This window comes from Streptomyces sp. NPDC050264, from assembly GCF_040655895.1.
Lineage (GTDB): Bacteria > Actinomycetota > Actinomycetes > Streptomycetales > Streptomycetaceae > Streptomyces.
The window spans coordinates 222,005-236,880 of record NZ_JBFAKV010000001.1 but is presented as its reverse complement, the minus strand read 5'-3'; the positions used below and the strand labels follow the sequence as shown (position 1 = coordinate 236,880).

The window sequence follows — 14,876 nt, the reverse complement described above, 5'->3', positions numbered from 1 at the left end:
GCCGACGGGGACCGGGTCGCCGAAGGGGAGGTCGAGGCCGAAGCCTCAGCCGATGCTGCCGACGGGGACCGGGCCGTCGAAGCGGAGGTCCATGCCGAAGCCTCAGCCGAAGCCTCAGCCGATGCCGATGCCGATGCCGATGCCGATGCCGATGACGCGGGCTCCGGGCCGACGTCCGGCGGGGCGCGTTCCTGGCGTGAGCGGCGCGTCGCCGTCGGGGTCGCCGCGGGGGCCGTCGTCCTGGGACTCGCCGGAGGCGTGCTGCTCCATCAGGCCCATGAGTTGCGCGACGCGCCCGCCGCCGGGAACCACGCGCTGACGGACGTCGAGGCGACCACCCGGGTCAACGGTGACGTGAGCAGCGCGCTCGCCAAGGTGTTCTCGTACACACCCGGCGGCACCGACGCCACCGAACGCTCCGCCCGCACCGTGCTGTCGGGGCGTGCCGCGCGGCAGTACACCCAGCTTTTCGCCCAGGTCACGGAGAACGCCCGCAGCCAGCACGTCACCCTCACCACGCAGAGCGTGCGGGTCGGCACCGTCAGCCTGCGCGGCGACACCGCGCAGCTGCTCGTCTTCCTCGACCAGACCGCGCGGCGCGGCACGAAGAAGCCCACCACGTCCGCCGCCCAGCTCTCCGTCACCGCCCAACTCCACGACGACGTATGGCAGATCGTCGACATCAAAGCCCGATGAGCTTCACGAAACCGATGAAAGGGGCGCGCATGTCCCGGGTCACGCAGCCGCTGCTCCTCGCCGCGCTCGCCCTCACCCTTCTCGCGGGCGGCATCGCCGCGTGGGCCGGCTGGTCCTGGTACGGGACCGCCCACGACGACACCGCCGGGTACGCCGCCGCCCGCGACGACGCCCTGGAGGCCGGTGAGCAGGCGGTGCAGAACCTCAACACCCTCGATCACAGCAAGTTGGAGCCGGGCCTCGATCTCTGGGAGTCCTCCACCACAGGCGACCTGCACAGCCAACTCGTCAAGGGACGGGCGGCGTTCGCCAAGCAGGTGCAGAGCGCCAAGACCGTCAGCACGGCCAAGGTGCTGTCCGGCGCCGTGACCGAGCTCGACGAACGCGCGGGCCGCGCACGCGTCATGGTCGCCCTGCGCGTCACCGTACGGGCCTCGGGCCAGAAGGCCACCGACAAGGACAGCCGCATGCTCGGCGAACTCACCCGCACCGACGGCCACTGGAAGCTCAGCGCCCTCGGCCAGGCATCGGTCGGCTCCACCGCGACCACCGACTGACCGGAAAGGACCGAGGGATGTCGACGACGACCCGCCACCACATCAACCGCCAGCGCCGCCTGGCCCAGAAACCCGCACCGCCCGTCGAGGCCGCCGCGCCGCCCGTCGTGAAGACCGCGCCGGTCGACCAGGACGACGCCGTCCCGAAGCGCCGGACCCGCGTCCGCCCGGACCTCAAGGACAGCCCGGCGCGGACGGCGGCACAACCCCGCCGCGCCCCCCGCGCCCTCCTCGCCGCCCTCTGCCTCCTCACCCTCCTCCTGGGCGCCTTCGCCGGATGGGCGTACGCCGAGAAGCGCGGCCTGGAGGACGACGCGGCGACGAGCAACACCGCCCTCACCGACCCCGCCCGCACCAGCGAGGTCAAGGGACAGGCGGGCAAGGCCGTGAACGCGCTGTTCTCGTACGACCACGCCAACCCACAGGCCGAGGAGAAGGCCGCCGCCACCTACCTCACCGGCAAGGCCGTCGCCCAGCACCGCACCCTCCTCGCCCCCGTCCTCGCCCAGGCGAAGAAGGAGAAGACCGTGGTGACGACCACGGTCACCGACAGCGCCGTGGAACGCCTCGACGGCGACCGCGCCCGCGTACTCGTCTTCGCCGACCAGAGCAGCACCAGCACCGCCGCGAAAGCGAAGGACGCCGCCAACTACGCCGGCGCGATGCTCGCCGTCGACCTCGTCCACCGCGACGGCCGTTGGCTGGTCTCCGCCATCGACACCTTCGGCGGCAGCTGAGCCGCGCCGTAGCCAGACCCGGACAGAAAGGGCCTCATGCGAACCCCGCGAATACGACTGGGCCGCCGCTTGCGCGGTACCGCCGTGGCCGTCGCCGCGACCGCGCTGCTGACCGCGTCCCAAGCCCCCGACGTCGTCGCCGAGCTGGCCAGGGCGGCGGTCCCGGACACCGATCCGGCCGCCGCCGCCACCGAGCCACTGCCGCGCGTCGACTCCCAGGGCGACGACTCGTACCACACCGAACTGCCGCCGCTGGAGACCCCGCAGGCCCCGAACATGACGTACCCGGTGCAGCAGCTCAAGGCCCAGTCCGGCATCCCGGCCACCGTGCTCGCCGCCTACCGCCGCGCCGAGTCCTCCGTCGCCCGCACCGACCCGGGCTGCCGCCTGCCCTGGCAGCTGCTCGCTGCGATCGGCAAGGTCGAGTCGGGACAGGCCCGCGGCGGCGACGTCGACGCGCACGGCACGACCCGGCACCGCATCACCGGGCCCGCGCTGAACGGTGACGGCTTCGCCCTGATCCGCGACACCGAGGGCGGCGTCTGGGACGGCGACGCCGTGTACGACCGGGCCGTCGGCCCCATGCAGTTCCTGCCGGGGACCTGGCGCCGCTGGGGCGCCGACGGCAACGGCGACGGCCGCTCCGACCCCAACAACATCTTCGACGCGGCCCTCGGCGCCGGGCACTACCTGTGCGCGGGCAACCGTGACGTGGGCACCTCCGGCGGCCTTGAGCAGGCCGTCCTCAGTTACAACTACTCCCGCGACTATCTCCAACTCGTCCTGCACTGGCTGGAGTTCTACCGGGAAGGCGTGCACACCGTGCCGGACGGGCGGGGCGTGGTCCCGGCCAGCCCGGGTGCGGGGTCCAAGACCCCGGCCACGGAACCGGTGGGCCGCGGAGGCGGCGACGGCGGCATCGTCATCGGCCCCGCCCCGACGAAGAGCCCCGCGCCGAGCACGACCCCGAAGCCCACCGGCGAGCCGAGCCCGACCCCCGGCCCTTCCGACTCCGCCACCCCGCCCACCGAGCCGCCGACGACACCGCCGACGACGCCTCCCACCGATCCGCCCACGACGGACGAGCCGCCCACCGACGGGCCGACCGACCCGGGCTCCCCGTCGGAGTGCCCCACCGACAGCGCCTCCCCGACGGACTCGCCCACCCCGACCGACACCCCGTCCCCGAGCCCGTCGGACACGCCCTCACCGTGCGTGACACCCGGTGCCTGAGGCACTGGGTGACGGGGACGGCTCCCAGTGGGAGCCGATCCGGTAGGTGCCGGCGGCTGGCGCCGTCAGCTCCGTGAACTCGCCCTGCTTGCGCACCTCCAGGCAGCCGCCCTCGGACTTGAGCCAGGGCGAGTACGCGACCCGCAGCGTCGCCGCGCCCGCCCGCCGGAAGCGGACCGTGACCCGCGCCCCGTCCGAGCTGACGACGGACGCGGGCGCGGAGACCAGCGGCACCGCGTTCCGCACCCGGAACACCCGCCAGTTCGGGTCCCGCCACACCGGCTCCAGATAGGAGGCGCCGGCCCGCACGAACGCGGCCTCCTGCTCGGCGAAGCCGTCCGGCTTGCCCTCCGGCAGCACGACGAAGCCGACGGCCCACCGGTCGAGCCAGGCCCGGTACGTCGACGCGGAGAACGTGCCGTCGTAGAACAGCCGCCCGCGCTCGATGTCGAGCTGCCGGTTCCAGCCGCGCGCCATGTTCACGTAGGGGGCGAGCCGGGTCGCCTCGCGGTGGTTGCGGGCCGGGATCACCTCGACCCGGGTGCGGTCCGCGCCGATCCGCTTCAACTCGCGTACGACATCGTGGGTTTCGGCTGCCCACGTCGGCACATGTGTCGACACTTCGAGGTCGTCGGCCGTCTTCCGCGCCACCCACGCCGAGGACAGCACGAGCGCGACCACCAGGGCCGCGACCTTCGCGCGGGTGAGCCCTGGCGTCCGGGCCGCCGCCAACAGGACGGCGGGCGCGACCAGTTCGGCGAGCCGCTCCACGTTCGTACCGATGGGAGAGGGGATGAGGTACGTGAGGACGGTGCCGACGGCGTAGGCCGCTGCCGCCCAGCGCGCCACCCGCCAGCGCTGCGGGCCCGCCACCACCAGCACCAGCGCGAACACCACCGGCGGCCAGATCCGGTCCAGCGGCATCAACTGCTCGCCCTTGAACGGGAAGAGCAACGTCGTCGTGCCCACCACCACCGTGGGCGGCACCAGCAGCGCCGCCGCCCGCCGCCCGTCGCGGGCGCCCAGGTGTCCGGCCCCGACGACGGCGAGGAACAGCCCGGCCACCGGGGACGCCATCGTGGCCAGCACCCCGCAGGCCACCCCGGCCACGAGCCCGCGCCGCCCGCGCAGCGCCACACAGGCACCGAGCCCGAACGCGACGCCCAGCGCGAAGGTCGTACGCCCCGACGCCACGTTGCACCACAGCGCCAGGGAGAGCAGGACGGCCGGGGCCGTCGGACGGCTGATTCCGGTCCGCACGACGAGGACGGAGCCGAGCCAGGCCGCCGCCACCCCCGACGCCACCGTCACGGGGCGCACCCCGAGCTCCGCCATCAGGTACGGCGAGATCAGCGAGTAGTTGGCCGTGTGCATGCCGCCGTACCAGAACAGGTTGTACGCCGACGCCCCGTGATCGGCGGCGAACCGGGCCCAGGCCTGCTGGGCCGCGAGATCGCCGCCGCCGGTCGCCAGGAACAGCGCCCACACCACGTAGAGGGGGAGCGTGGGCAGCGTGGCGAGCAGGGCCACGCGGTGGTGCTCGGCCAGGGTGGGGCGTCGGCGTGCTGGGCTGCGTCCCAGCGGCAGGTCGGCCGTGGCCACGGGTACCGGTCCGTTCCGTTCCGTTGCGAGTCGCGGGCGTGGACATGCCTTCCGACGTGTCTCTTGGCATGTTCCACGGACGAAGACGCGTATCGCGACGGATATGTTCATTCCGAGGCGGAGAACGGTGGGATCCGGCCGAAGTTCACCGGTTCGTGGCGGTCAGCCGTCCGTGGTGGACACCTGGAGTTCCTTGACGCCGTTCAGCCAGGCCGCGCGCAGCCGGCGCGGGTCGCCGGTGAGGCGCAGGCCCGGCATCGCGTCGGCGATCGCGTTGAAGATCAGGTCGATCTCCAGGACGGCGAGGGACTTGCCGAGGCAGAAGTGCGGTCCGCCGCCGCCGAAGCCGAGGTGCGGGTTGGGGTCGCGGGTGATGTCGAAGGCGTCGGGGTCCTCGAAGACCTCCGGGTCGTGGTTGGCGGAGGAGTAGAAGATGCCGACCCGGTCGCCCGCCTTGATCTTCCGGCCGCCGAGTTCCGTGTCCTGGGTCGCCGTGCGCTGGAAGGAGACGACGGGCGTCGCCCAGCGCACGATCTCCTCGGCGGTGGTGCCCGGCCGCTCGCGCTTGTACAGCTCCCACTGGTCGGGGTGGGTGAGGAACGCGTGCATGCCGTGCGTGATCGCGTTCCGGGTCGTCTCGTTCCCGGCGACCGCGAGCAGGATCACGAAGAAGCCGAACTCGTCCGAGGACAGGTTGCCCTCGTCCTCCGCCGCCACCAGCCGGCTGACGATGTCCTTGGCCGGGCACTGCTTGCGCTCGGCGGCGAGGTTCATCGCGTACCCGACGATCTCCATGGCCGCCTCGGCGCCGATCTCCTCGGTGATCGCGTACTCGGGATCGTCGTACGCCACCATCTTGTTGGACCAGTCGAAGACCCTGGAACGGTCGTCCTGCGCGATGCCGATGAGTTCGGCTATGGCCTGGAGGGGGAGTTCGACGGCCACGTTCGTCACGAAGTCGAACGAGCCGTCGGGACCTGCCTGTTGGAGCGCGGTGGTGACGATGTCGCGGGCGCGGGAGCGCAACGCGTCCTCCAGGGACCGGATGGCGCGCGGCGTGAAACCGCGCTGCACGATCTGGCGCACGCGTGTGTGCTCGGGCGGGTCCATGTTCAGCATGATCATCTTCTGGACCTCGATCTGGTCGCGCTGGATCGAGGAGTTGAAGCGGATCACGGCGGTGTTGAGGTTGGAGGAGTAGATCTCCGGGTGCGTGGAGACGTACTTGACGTCCGCGTGCCGGGTCACGGCCCAGTAGCCCGCGTCGTCGAAGCCGGAGACGCCGCGTTCCTGTTCGATCCAGCGGACCGGCTCGGCCTGCCGCAGCTGGGCGAACTCCTGGTAGGGGATGCGGTCTTGCAGCAGATCGGGGTCGGTGAAGTCGAACCCGTCGGGCAGCGCGGGGCACGGCATGGGTCTCTCCCGGGTGGTCTGACAGTCCGTCAGGTCTGGCTGGAAAGGTAGTAACGCGTTCTAGAAGTGGCAAGAGCCATGGGTGTGTTGGTTCCGTGCGCGGTGCTTGCACGCCCCTTGCGTACCCGGGGTAATCGCATCGAGACTGCACGGAGAACTGGTACGCGTTCTAGTTTCGCGTGCGGGGCGCGTGTGCGGTGCCTGCGGGGTGCGAACCGGTTCTGGTCCTGCTGGTCCGGGAAGCGTGAGAGGACGACCGCCATGGCAGCCGAGCCCGTCATCGTCGAAGCCGTACGTACGCCGATCGGCAAGCGCGGCGGCGCGCTGGCCAACCTCCATCCCGCGTATCTGCTGGGGGAGACGTACCGCGAACTCCTCGGGCGCACCGGCATCCACGCGGACTGCGTCGAGCAGATCGTCGGCGGCACGGTCACGCACGCGGGCGAGCAGTCCATGAACCCCGCGCGCACCGCCTGGCTCACGATGGGGCTCCCCTACGAGACCGCCGCCACCACGGTGGACTGTCAGTGCGGGTCGTCCCAGCAGGCCTCGCACATGACCGCCAACATGATCGCGGCGGGCGTCATCGACGTCGGGATCTCGTGCGGCGTCGAGGCCATGTCGCGGGTGCCGCTCGGATCGGGATCCAAGCACGGCCCCGGCAAGCCGTTCCCCGACGAGTCGAACGTGGACCTCCCGAACCAGTTCGAGGCCGCCGAACGCATCGCGCGGCGGCGGGAGTTGACCAGAAGCGACGTCGACTCGCTGGGGCTGCGATCGCAGGAGAGGGCCGCTGCCGCCTGGGCCGAGGAGCGCTTCAAGCGCGAGACCTTCGCCGTGCAGGTCCCCACGACCGAGGAGGAGCAGGCCGCCGGGCACGGCATGTGGCGGCTCGTCGACCGCGACGAGGGCCTGCGCGACACCACGATGGAGGGTCTGGCGGGGCTGAAGCCCGTCATGCCGACCGCGGTGCACACGGCCGGCAACTCCTCGCAGATATCCGACGGCGCCGCCGCCATCCTGTGGGCCTCCAAGCGGATGGCCCGGGCGCTGAAGCTCAAGCCCCGGGCGCGGATCGTGGCGCAGGCCCTGGTGGGCTCCGATCCGCACTTCCACCTGGACGGGCCCGTGGACGCCACCCGCGCCGTGCTCGGCAAGGCCGGTATGTCGCTCAAGGACATCGACATCGTCGAGATCAACGAAGCGTTCGCGTCCGTGGTCCTGAGCTGGGCGCAGGTTTTCGAGCAGGACCTGGAGAAGGTCAACGTGAACGGCGGAGCCATCGCCCTCGGCCACCCCGTGGGAGCCACCGGGGCGCGGCTCATCGCCACCGCCCTGCACGAACTGGAGCGCCGGGACAAGGAGTTCGCCCTCATCACCATGTGCGCGGGCGGCGCACTCGCCACCGGGACCATCATCCAGCGGCTGTAGGGATTGCTGGTTGTGCGGGGTGGGCTCACGTCCACCCGGTGTCCGGGAGCGGCTCGGATGACGGTGCCCCGGACTGATCCATACCGTCTTGCCATGACCGAAGAAACGCACAACTCGGTGTCCGGCACGGGGACTTCGCGGCACCGACGGGGCAGCGGTGGCTGTCGCGCGCTGTTCGCCGGGCGCCGCCGCACCGGCCGCCGTCGCTCTCGGCCAGCCCGCCGCGTCGTCCGGGACGGTCCGGGCGCAGCGCGGCGCCCTCGTCTCCGCCACCCGCGTCGCGGCGTAGCTCCGTTGACTCTTCACGCGGCAAAAAGAGGCGGCACCCACAAGGTGCCGCCTCGCTGGAACTCGGCTCAGTACCAGCCGTTGGCCTGCCAGTGCGCCCAGGCGCCACAAGCACTGCCGTACCGGTCGTTCATGTACTTGACGCCCCACTCGATCTGCGTCTCCGGGTTCGACTTCCAGTCCGACCCGGCGGACGCCATCTTGTTCGCGGGCAGCGCCTGCACCAGGCCGTACGCGCCGGTCGAGGAGTTGGTGGCGTTCGGGTTCCAGCCGCTCTCGTGCTCCACGATCTTGTCGAAGCAGCTGAACTCCGCGGAGTCCGAGATCTTCTGCTGCGCGATCGCCTTGGCGGAAGCGGGCGCGGCCTGAGCCGGTGCCGAAGCGAAGATCATGCCGGTGGCGGCGGCCGCGAGGGCGGTGCCGGCGATGGCCTTCTTCGGAGTGGCGACGCGGCGGAGGAGCGTGGCGGACAAAGCGGGGCCTTCCGTGGAGTGCGGGGGGTGTCGGAGGCGGTGGGCGGGATGCCCTGCGCTCGGCGACCGCTCCAGAGAAACAGGAGCCCTGCTTGTTACGCAAAGACCTTCTTTGCTAGTTCTGGTCGTAGTTGAGGTATATGTACCTTTTGGGGTTGAGGTGGCGGAGTGCAGGTCGCAGGGGTGCGGGAGGTCGTGGTGCCGTAGGCGCCCTCTACGAACCCCGTTCGTAGGTGACCTCCGTCATGTGGGGCGCCTCACGACTCCGGGACCCTCAACGGCCGTCGAATGTGACCTGGGCCTCGAACGCGGCCCGTCGCGTGGCGCGGCGCAGGGCGTTCAGGACGGCGCCCCCGACGGCCAGCGTCAGCACCACCGTGAGCGCGGCCCGGCCCAGGTCCCAGCCCAGGGACGTGGCCAGGCAGTACGCGACGAAGCGGGCCAGGTTCTCGTGCAGCGACGCGTCCGGCTGGTACGCGACCGACGAGGCGAGGGCGTTCATGAAGGGCCACCCCGCCAGGTTCATGATCGTGCCGTACGCGAACGCGGCGAGGAAGCCGTAGGCGGCGAGCATCGCGCGCTCCGGGAGGCCGCGCAGGGAGTGCGGGCCCGGGAGCAGGCCCGCGCCCATCGTGAACCAGCCCATCGACAGCATCTGGAACGGCATCCAGGGGCCGACCCCGCCGGTGAGCAGGGCCGACGCGAACATGCTGAGCGAGCCGAGGACGAAGCCGAAGCCCGGGCCGAGGACCCGGCCGCTGAGCACCATCAGGAAGAACATGGGCTCGATGCCGGCCGTGCCCGCGCCGATGGGGCGCAGGGCGGCTCCGGCGGCGGCGAGCACACCCAGCATCGCCACCGCTTTGGGACCCATGCCGGATTCGGAGATCGTGGCGGCGACCACGGCGACGAGGAGCACCAGCAGGCCCGCGAAGAGCCAGGGCGCGTCCTGGGCGTGGGCGTTCACCTGGGATCCCGGGCCGGTGATCAGCGGCCAGCCGATGCCGACCACGCCGACGGCGCTGACCAGGAGCAGGGCGCAGATGGAGCGGGGGCCCAGGCGGACGGGGTTCGCCCGGCGGTCCGTGCGGGGCTTCCTCGCCGGGCTGCCGCGGCGCCTGTTCCGATGTGGGGCGGGGCCGCGCCGGGGTACCTCCTCGGCCGGGTCGGTGTCTCCGCCTCCGGACGCCGTAGGCGCGTCGTCCGGTGCCGGGTTCCCGCGGAGTCCCGCGGGGGCACCCTGACGCGTCCCCTCCCGTTTCGTACGCGCGGGGACGTCCGGCTTCTCGTCTTCTTGCACTTCTTCGTTGTCGTACGTCATGACAGGGCCCGCTGGACCTGGTCGACCGTGAGCCATTGTTGCGGCGCCAGGATTTTCGCCACCTGGGGGGCGAAGGACGGGGAGGACGTGACGATCTCCGGGGTCGGGCCGTCCGCCACGATCTCGCCGTCCGCGAGGATCGCCACCCGGTGCGTCAGCTCGGCCGCCAGCTCCACGTCGTGCGTGGCCATGATGATCGCGTGCCCCTGCGCGGACAGGTTGCGGAGGATCTTGATCAGGCGGGACTTCGCCGCGTAGTCCAGGCCCCGCGTCGGCTCGTCCAGGAGGAGGAGGGGTGGCGCCGCCGTCAGCACGATGGCCAGCGCGAGCGTCAGGCGTTGGCCCTCGGAGAGGTCCCGGGGGTGGGTGGCCTCGGCGATGTCCGGGAGCAGGTCGGTGAGGAGCGCTCGGCAGGTGCCGGGTGCGGCGGCTGCGTCCTTGTCCGCTGCCGAGCATTCGGCCGCCACGGTGTCCGCGCAGAGCAGGTCCCGGGGTTCCTGGGGGACCAGACCCACCTTGCGGACCAGGTCCCGGGGCGCCAGTCGGTGCGGGTCCGCTCCGCCGACCAGGACCGACCCCGTGCTGGGTCTGATCATGCCGACGAGTGCGGAGAGGAGGGTGGACTTGCCCGCTCCGTTGCGGCCCATGAGCGCGATGATCTCCCCGGGAGCAACCGTGAGATCGACGTGGCGGAGGGCCTCCACCCGACCCCGGCGAACTCCCAGCTTCCGGGTGACGGCGAGATCGGTTCCGCCGACGATCCCATGGGATCCGCGGTCGGGTGTCGGGCTCAGGGCGGCCAGGCGGGAACGCAGTCCCGCCGCGGAGCGCCTGGCATCCCTGACCGTGAGGGGCAGCGGGTCCCAGCGAGCCAGCCGGCCGAGCCCCACCACCGGTGGATATACGGGGGAGTCGGCCATCACCATGGCCGGGTCCCCGACCAGCAGCGGCTCCCCGGGCGCGGGGAGCAGGGCCACCTGGTCCGCGTACTGGACCACCCGTTCCAGGCGGTGCTCGGCCATGAGGACCGTGGTGCCCAGGTCGTGGACCAGGCGCTGCAGGACCGAGAGGACCTCTTCGGCGGCGGCCGGGTCCAGCGCCGACGTCGGTTCGTCCAGGACCAGGACCTGGGGGTGCGTGGTGAGGACCGAGCCGATCGCCACCCGCTGTTGCTGGCCGCCCGAAAGCGTCGCGATCGGGCGGTCGCGGAGGCCGGCCAGACCCAGCAGGTCGAGGGTTTCCTCGACCCGGCGCCGCATCACCGGTGGCGCCAGGCCCAACGACTCCATGCCGTACGCGAGTTCGTCCTCCACCGTGTCCGTGACGAAGTGGGCCTGCGGGTCCTGGCCCACCGTGCCCACCACATCGGCCAGTTCACGCGGCTTGTGGGTGCGGGTGTCGCGTCCCGCGACCGTCACCCGGCCGGTGAGCGTGCCTCCGGTGAAGTGCGGGACGAGTCCGCTGACGGCTCCGAGGAGGGTCGACTTGCCGACCCCGGAAGGCCCGGCGAGCAGCATCAACTCGCCCTCCGGGACCGTGAGTTCGATGCCGGTGATGGTGGGGTTCGGGACGCCGTCGTAGCGTACGGAGACGTTCTCGAAGCGGATCACTGGGCTGCCTCCGTCGGCTGCTTCGGCGTGGGGTGCGGTGCGGGGGCGACGAACGCCGGGAGCAGGCCCAGCAGGATGCCCGCCGCCGGCCACAGCGGCAGGGCCGGCGCCGCGAGAGGAACCACCTGGGGCTGCAGCGCCGACGGGTCCCGGGCGCCGGACCAGATCATGACCGTGGCGACCGCCGCCCCGGACGCCGCGATCAGCCACGCCCGTACGCCCCAGGCGTCGGGGCGGTACCGGGTGCGGACCGAGCGGCGGCCGCCCAGCCACAGGCCCGCCAGCGCCGACGCGACCCCGATGAGCAGCACCGGCAGGCCGTAGCCCGCGCCGGACGCCGCGAGGAGGCCGTACGTTCCCGCGCAGACCCCGATCAGACCGCCCAGGGTGAGTACGGCAGTGGCCCGGCGGACGGTCGGAGGGACCGCTGCTGTGCGGCCGTAACCCCGGGCGTCCATCGCGGCCGCCAGCGACACCGAGCGCTCCAGCGCGCCCTCCAGGACCGGGAGGCCCACCTGGAGCAGGCCGCGCAGGCCCTTGTCGGGGCGGCCGCGCAACCGCCGGGCCGCGCGCAGGCGGCGTACGTCCGCGATCAGATTCGGCGCGAACGTCATCGCCACGACGACCGCGACCCCCGCCTCGTACAGCGCGCCCGGGAGCGACTTCAGCAGGCGGGAGGGGGAGGCGAGCGCGTTCGCGGCGCCCACGCAGATGAGGAGCGTGGCCAGCTTCAGGCCGTCGTAGAGGGCGAAGGCCAGGCCTTCCAGCGTGACCTTGCCGCCGATCCGCACCCCCTGCGCCCAGTCCGGCAGCGGCACCTCGGGCAGCGTGAAGAGGAGATGCGTACCGGGGATGGGCGAACCCAGGACCGTCGCGAAGACGAGGCGGATACCGATCACCGCCAGGCCCAGCTTCACGAACGCCCCGTACGAACGCGCCCACGGCGCCTCGGTCCGCCGCGCCGCCACCACATACCCGGCGACGCCGATGAGCAGGGCGAGCAGCAGCGGGTTCGTGGTGCGGGACGCCGCCGTGCCGAGGCCCAGCGCCCAGACCCACCAGGCACCCGGGTGCACGGCATTGGAACGATGGGCCCGCGGGGCCCGCAACGTACGGCTGTTCATCGCGTCAGCCGCGGCGGCGCTTGGCCTGCCAGATCGCGCCGACACCCAGCGCGGCGACGACGGCGACACCGGCGACGACCCCGACGGACGGGCCCGAACGGGAGGACCCCCCGGCACTGGGGGCGGGGGATTCGACGGTCTCCGTGGCCTTCTGGGTCACCTGCTCGCCGCAGCCCGTCCGCGGGTATCCGGAGACGGCGCACAGCAGCGCGTTGCTGTTGTAGCGCAGCGGCTTGGCCACGGAGGCGAGCGCGTCGGCCGACGTGGCGTCCTCGTCGACCTGCGCGCAGGCCGTGCGGGGCTTCGGCGGGGTCTCGTCGCCGGGAGCGTCCTGCGCCGTGCCGAAGTCGATGACCAGGGCCACGCGCTTGTCGCCGCTCCTCGCCGGGGTGGCGGCGCAGATGGTGGCGAAGTCGGCGGTGCCGCGCGGCTGCGTGGCGTCCTTGGAGTCCGCGCTCACCGCGAACCGGAACCCCTGCACGTCACCGTCGGACGGTGTCGTCCCCGAGGGCCCCATCGACGCGTACGTCCAGGAGCCGCCGTCCCGGTCCCAGAACGACCAGTACCGGTAGCCGGCCGCCTGCGCCGGAGCCACGGTCAGCCCGAGCAGCGCGACGAGCAGGCCGAGGACGAGCCCGGCCGTCCCCCTGCGCGTCACAGCTGCTGCTTCTTGCGGCCGCTGATCAGGAAGCCCGCGCCGACAGCGGCGACGAACATGACACCGACGATCCACCAGGTGCCGAAGCCGCTGCCGCCGTCGTCGCTCTTGTCGCCCTTGTCGTTGTCGCTCTTCGTCTCGGCGTCCGCCGGCGCCGGGCCCGTCTTGTTCAGCGCGCTCACCAGGTCGGTGCCGCCGAAGTCCCGCGGGTCGTTGCCGGTGGCGTGCGCGGCGAAGATCAGCTGGGCGTAGGCGGCGGGGCCGGACTGCGCGGCCCAGGGCTTGGCGTTCTTCTCCAGCCAGGCGTACGGGTCCTTCGTGTACTTGATGCCCTCGGCGGCGGCGACCGCGGCGACCGCGTCGGCGGTGTTGCCGTAGTCGGGCTGGTCCTCGGCGCCGGCCAGCTGGGACTTCAGGTACAGGTGGGTGGAGAGCTGGTTCTGGAGGTAGACGGCGCCGTTGTGCGCGATGTCCTCGGGCGACTCGCCGTCCTCACAGGTGTACGCGTCCGGGGCGTCGCCCTTGCCGGGCGCGAAGCCGGAACCGAGCGCGCCGAGGACACCGGCCGCGGTCGCGTCGGCGTTCGCCGCGAGCTTGCCCTTCTTGTCGGGCTGGTAGGAGAGGGCACCCGCGCTCTTGCCGTCGGAACAGGGCAGGGCCAGGGAGGCGAGGGCGTCGAGGCCTGACTTGCCGGAGTCCGACTTCACGTCGGCGGGCTTCTGGCCGGCGGCGGCGAGCGCGCCGAGCACGACGGAGGTGGAGTTGCCGTCGCTGGCGCCGCCGGGGTTGTAGCCCCAGCCGCCGTCGGCGTTCTGGTTCTTCTTCAGCCAGCCGACGCCCTTGGCGACCTCGCCGTCCCGGCCGCCGACCGCGGCCAGGGCCTGCACGGCCGCGGCGGTGCTGTTGCTGTCGACCGGCGTCTTGGCGTCGCACGCCGTGCCGGGATCGGCGCGGAAGGCGGCGAAGCCGCCGTTCTCGCACTGCTGGCCGGTGAGCCAGGCGACGGCCTTGCCGGCCGGCTGCACACCGGCCGTGTCCTGGGCGACGAAGGCGAGGGACTGCCGCCACACGCCGTCATAGGTGGGGTCGGACTTCCCGTAGAGACCCGACGGCACGACGACCTTCGGCGAGGGGGAGGCACTGTCCGCGACCGCGGCCTGCGCGCTCACGGCGCCGATCACGACGGTCGCGGCGACGAGCGCGGCGCTGCGGCGAATGTTCATGGTGGGGCGGGTGCCTCTCCCTGCGGGGGATCCGGGCGGCACGGCACATAAGGGCACCGGGCGGCTCCGGTTCCGTATGCCTCGACGGTCCTGAGCCGATCAGGCGTGTATGAGGCATTCCGGCTCTCACGGATTGGGGTATCCCCTGCTCGAGCGGAGCCGAGACCTCGGGGAAGGGTCAGCGCCGGACTCGCACCGGCTTCCCCTCGTACGCGCGTACTGTCGACAACCCCACTCTACCGGCCCCACCCCCGCCACCCCCCCGGCCCCGCCAGGCAGCCCTCGGTTCTTACGGCGAGGGGCCCCGTCAGGGGGGGGCGGGGATCGGCGCGAGCAACGGCGACGGACGTGCGCGCGCCAGGCAGTCCTCGGCTCCCACGGCGAGGGGCCTCGTCCGGGGCGCGAGGAACGGCGCGAGCGACGACGACCGGCGCGTGCAAAGAAACCCTGCCCCCGGCGAGTGGCCCCTTCAGGGGCGCGGGGAACGGCGCGAGCAACGGCGACGGACGT

14 protein-coding genes are annotated in these 14,876 nt (G+C 72.4%); 6 read left to right on the top strand and 8 right to left on the bottom strand.

What is annotated here, in order from left to right; genetic code table 11:
- The 4 genes from AB0J02_RS01100 to AB0J02_RS01085 all read left to right on the top strand — a co-directional run.
- The coding region (locus tag AB0J02_RS01100) for a hypothetical protein (protein ID WP_363191397.1) at window positions 1-696 on the top strand (696 nt) is incomplete at its 5' end.
- Window positions 697-725: 29 nt separating this feature from the next.
- Window positions 726-1,253, top strand: a complete 528-nt coding sequence (locus tag AB0J02_RS01095) for a nuclear transport factor 2 family protein (protein WP_363191396.1) — start codon at window positions 726-728, stop codon at window positions 1,251-1,253.
- Between the two features lie 17 nt (window positions 1,254-1,270).
- The gene (locus AB0J02_RS01090; protein ID WP_363191395.1) at window positions 1,271-1,990 is read left to right on the top strand and encodes a hypothetical protein; all 720 of its coding nucleotides are present in this window, start codon (window positions 1,271-1,273) and stop codon (window positions 1,988-1,990) included.
- Window positions 1,991-2,026: 36 nt separating this feature from the next.
- Window positions 2,027-3,223: a lytic murein transglycosylase gene (locus AB0J02_RS01085; RefSeq protein WP_363191394.1), complete on the top strand. Its 1,197-nt coding sequence runs from the start codon at window positions 2,027-2,029 to the stop codon at window positions 3,221-3,223.
- Here the strand turns inward: AB0J02_RS01085 and AB0J02_RS01080 are convergent.
- On the bottom strand, window positions 3,197-4,825 hold the full coding sequence (locus tag AB0J02_RS01080) for a hypothetical protein (RefSeq protein ID WP_363191393.1): 1,629 nt from the start codon (window positions 4,823-4,825) through the stop codon (window positions 3,197-3,199). The genes AB0J02_RS01085 and AB0J02_RS01080 overlap by 27 nt on opposite strands.
- Window positions 4,826-4,987: 162 nt before the next feature.
- Window positions 4,988-6,238 carry a cytochrome P450 gene (locus tag AB0J02_RS01075; protein WP_363191392.1) on the bottom strand — a complete coding sequence of 417 codons (1,251 nt, stop codon included), beginning with the start codon at window positions 6,236-6,238 and terminating at the stop codon, window positions 4,988-4,990.
- A gap of 261 nt (window positions 6,239-6,499) precedes the next feature.
- Here AB0J02_RS01075 and AB0J02_RS01070 point away from each other — a divergent pair, with 261 nt between their 5' ends.
- On the top strand, window positions 6,500-7,669 hold the full coding sequence (locus AB0J02_RS01070) for a steroid 3-ketoacyl-CoA thiolase (protein WP_363191391.1): 1,170 nt from the start codon (window positions 6,500-6,502) through the stop codon (window positions 7,667-7,669).
- A 157-nt stretch (window positions 7,670-7,826) separates the two neighbouring features.
- Window positions 7,827-7,958 carry a hypothetical protein gene (locus AB0J02_RS01065; RefSeq protein ID WP_363191390.1) on the top strand — a complete coding sequence of 44 codons (132 nt, stop codon included), beginning with the start codon at window positions 7,827-7,829 and terminating at the stop codon, window positions 7,956-7,958.
- A gap of 67 nt (window positions 7,959-8,025) precedes the next feature.
- Here AB0J02_RS01065 and AB0J02_RS01060 read toward each other — a convergent pair whose 3' ends face one another.
- From AB0J02_RS01060 to AB0J02_RS01035, 6 genes are all read right to left on the bottom strand, one after another.
- Window positions 8,026-8,430, bottom strand: a complete 405-nt coding sequence (locus AB0J02_RS01060) for a transglycosylase SLT domain-containing protein (protein WP_363191389.1) — start codon at window positions 8,428-8,430, stop codon at window positions 8,026-8,028.
- A 274-nt stretch (window positions 8,431-8,704) separates the two neighbouring features.
- Window positions 8,705-9,490, bottom strand: a complete 786-nt coding sequence (locus AB0J02_RS01055; RefSeq protein ID WP_363191750.1) for an ECF transporter S component — start codon at window positions 9,488-9,490, stop codon at window positions 8,705-8,707.
- Window positions 9,491-9,747: 257 nt separating this feature from the next.
- A complete protein-coding gene (locus tag AB0J02_RS01050; RefSeq protein WP_363191388.1) occupies window positions 9,748-11,361 on the bottom strand; it encodes an ATP-binding cassette domain-containing protein in 1,614 nt (537 codons plus the stop codon).
- Window positions 11,358-12,485, bottom strand: coding sequence for an energy-coupling factor transporter transmembrane component T (locus tag AB0J02_RS01045; protein WP_363191387.1), 1,128 nt, complete (start codon window positions 12,483-12,485; stop codon window positions 11,358-11,360). The genes AB0J02_RS01050 and AB0J02_RS01045 overlap by 4 nt, the downstream gene beginning before the upstream one ends.
- Window positions 12,486-12,489: 4 nt before the next feature.
- Window positions 12,490-13,143: an SCO2322 family protein gene (locus tag AB0J02_RS01040; RefSeq protein WP_363191386.1), complete on the bottom strand. Its 654-nt coding sequence runs from the start codon at window positions 13,141-13,143 to the stop codon at window positions 12,490-12,492.
- Complete coding sequence (locus tag AB0J02_RS01035; RefSeq protein ID WP_363191385.1) at window positions 13,140-14,366, bottom strand: prenyltransferase/squalene oxidase repeat-containing protein; 1,227 nt, start codon at window positions 14,364-14,366, stop codon at window positions 13,140-13,142. Before AB0J02_RS01035 ends, AB0J02_RS01040 begins: the two co-directional genes overlap by 4 nt.
- Between the last annotated feature and the right edge of the window lie 510 nt (window positions 14,367-14,876).

What these genes read in the sequence shown, in the direction of transcription:
- AB0J02_RS01090 (WP_363191395.1), top strand. Translation starts at nt 1,271, where the DNA reads ATGTCGACGACGACCCGCCACCACATCAACCGCCAGCGCCGCCTGGCC.
- AB0J02_RS01095 (WP_363191396.1), top strand. Translation starts at nt 726, where the DNA reads ATGTCCCGGGTCACGCAGCCGCTGCTCCTCGCCGCGCTCGCCCTCACC.
- AB0J02_RS01045 (WP_363191387.1), bottom strand. Translation starts at nt 12,485, where the DNA reads ATGAACAGCCGTACGTTGCGGGCCCCGCGGGCCCATCGTTCCAATGCC.
- AB0J02_RS01070 (WP_363191391.1), top strand. Translation starts at nt 6,500, where the DNA reads ATGGCAGCCGAGCCCGTCATCGTCGAAGCCGTACGTACGCCGATCGGC.
- AB0J02_RS01085 (WP_363191394.1), top strand. Translation starts at nt 2,027, where the DNA reads ATGCGAACCCCGCGAATACGACTGGGCCGCCGCTTGCGCGGTACCGCC.
- AB0J02_RS01035 (WP_363191385.1), bottom strand. Translation starts at nt 14,366, where the DNA reads ATGAACATTCGCCGCAGCGCCGCGCTCGTCGCCGCGACCGTCGTGATC.
- AB0J02_RS01075 (WP_363191392.1), bottom strand. Translation starts at nt 6,238, where the DNA reads ATGCCGTGCCCCGCGCTGCCCGACGGGTTCGACTTCACCGACCCCGAT.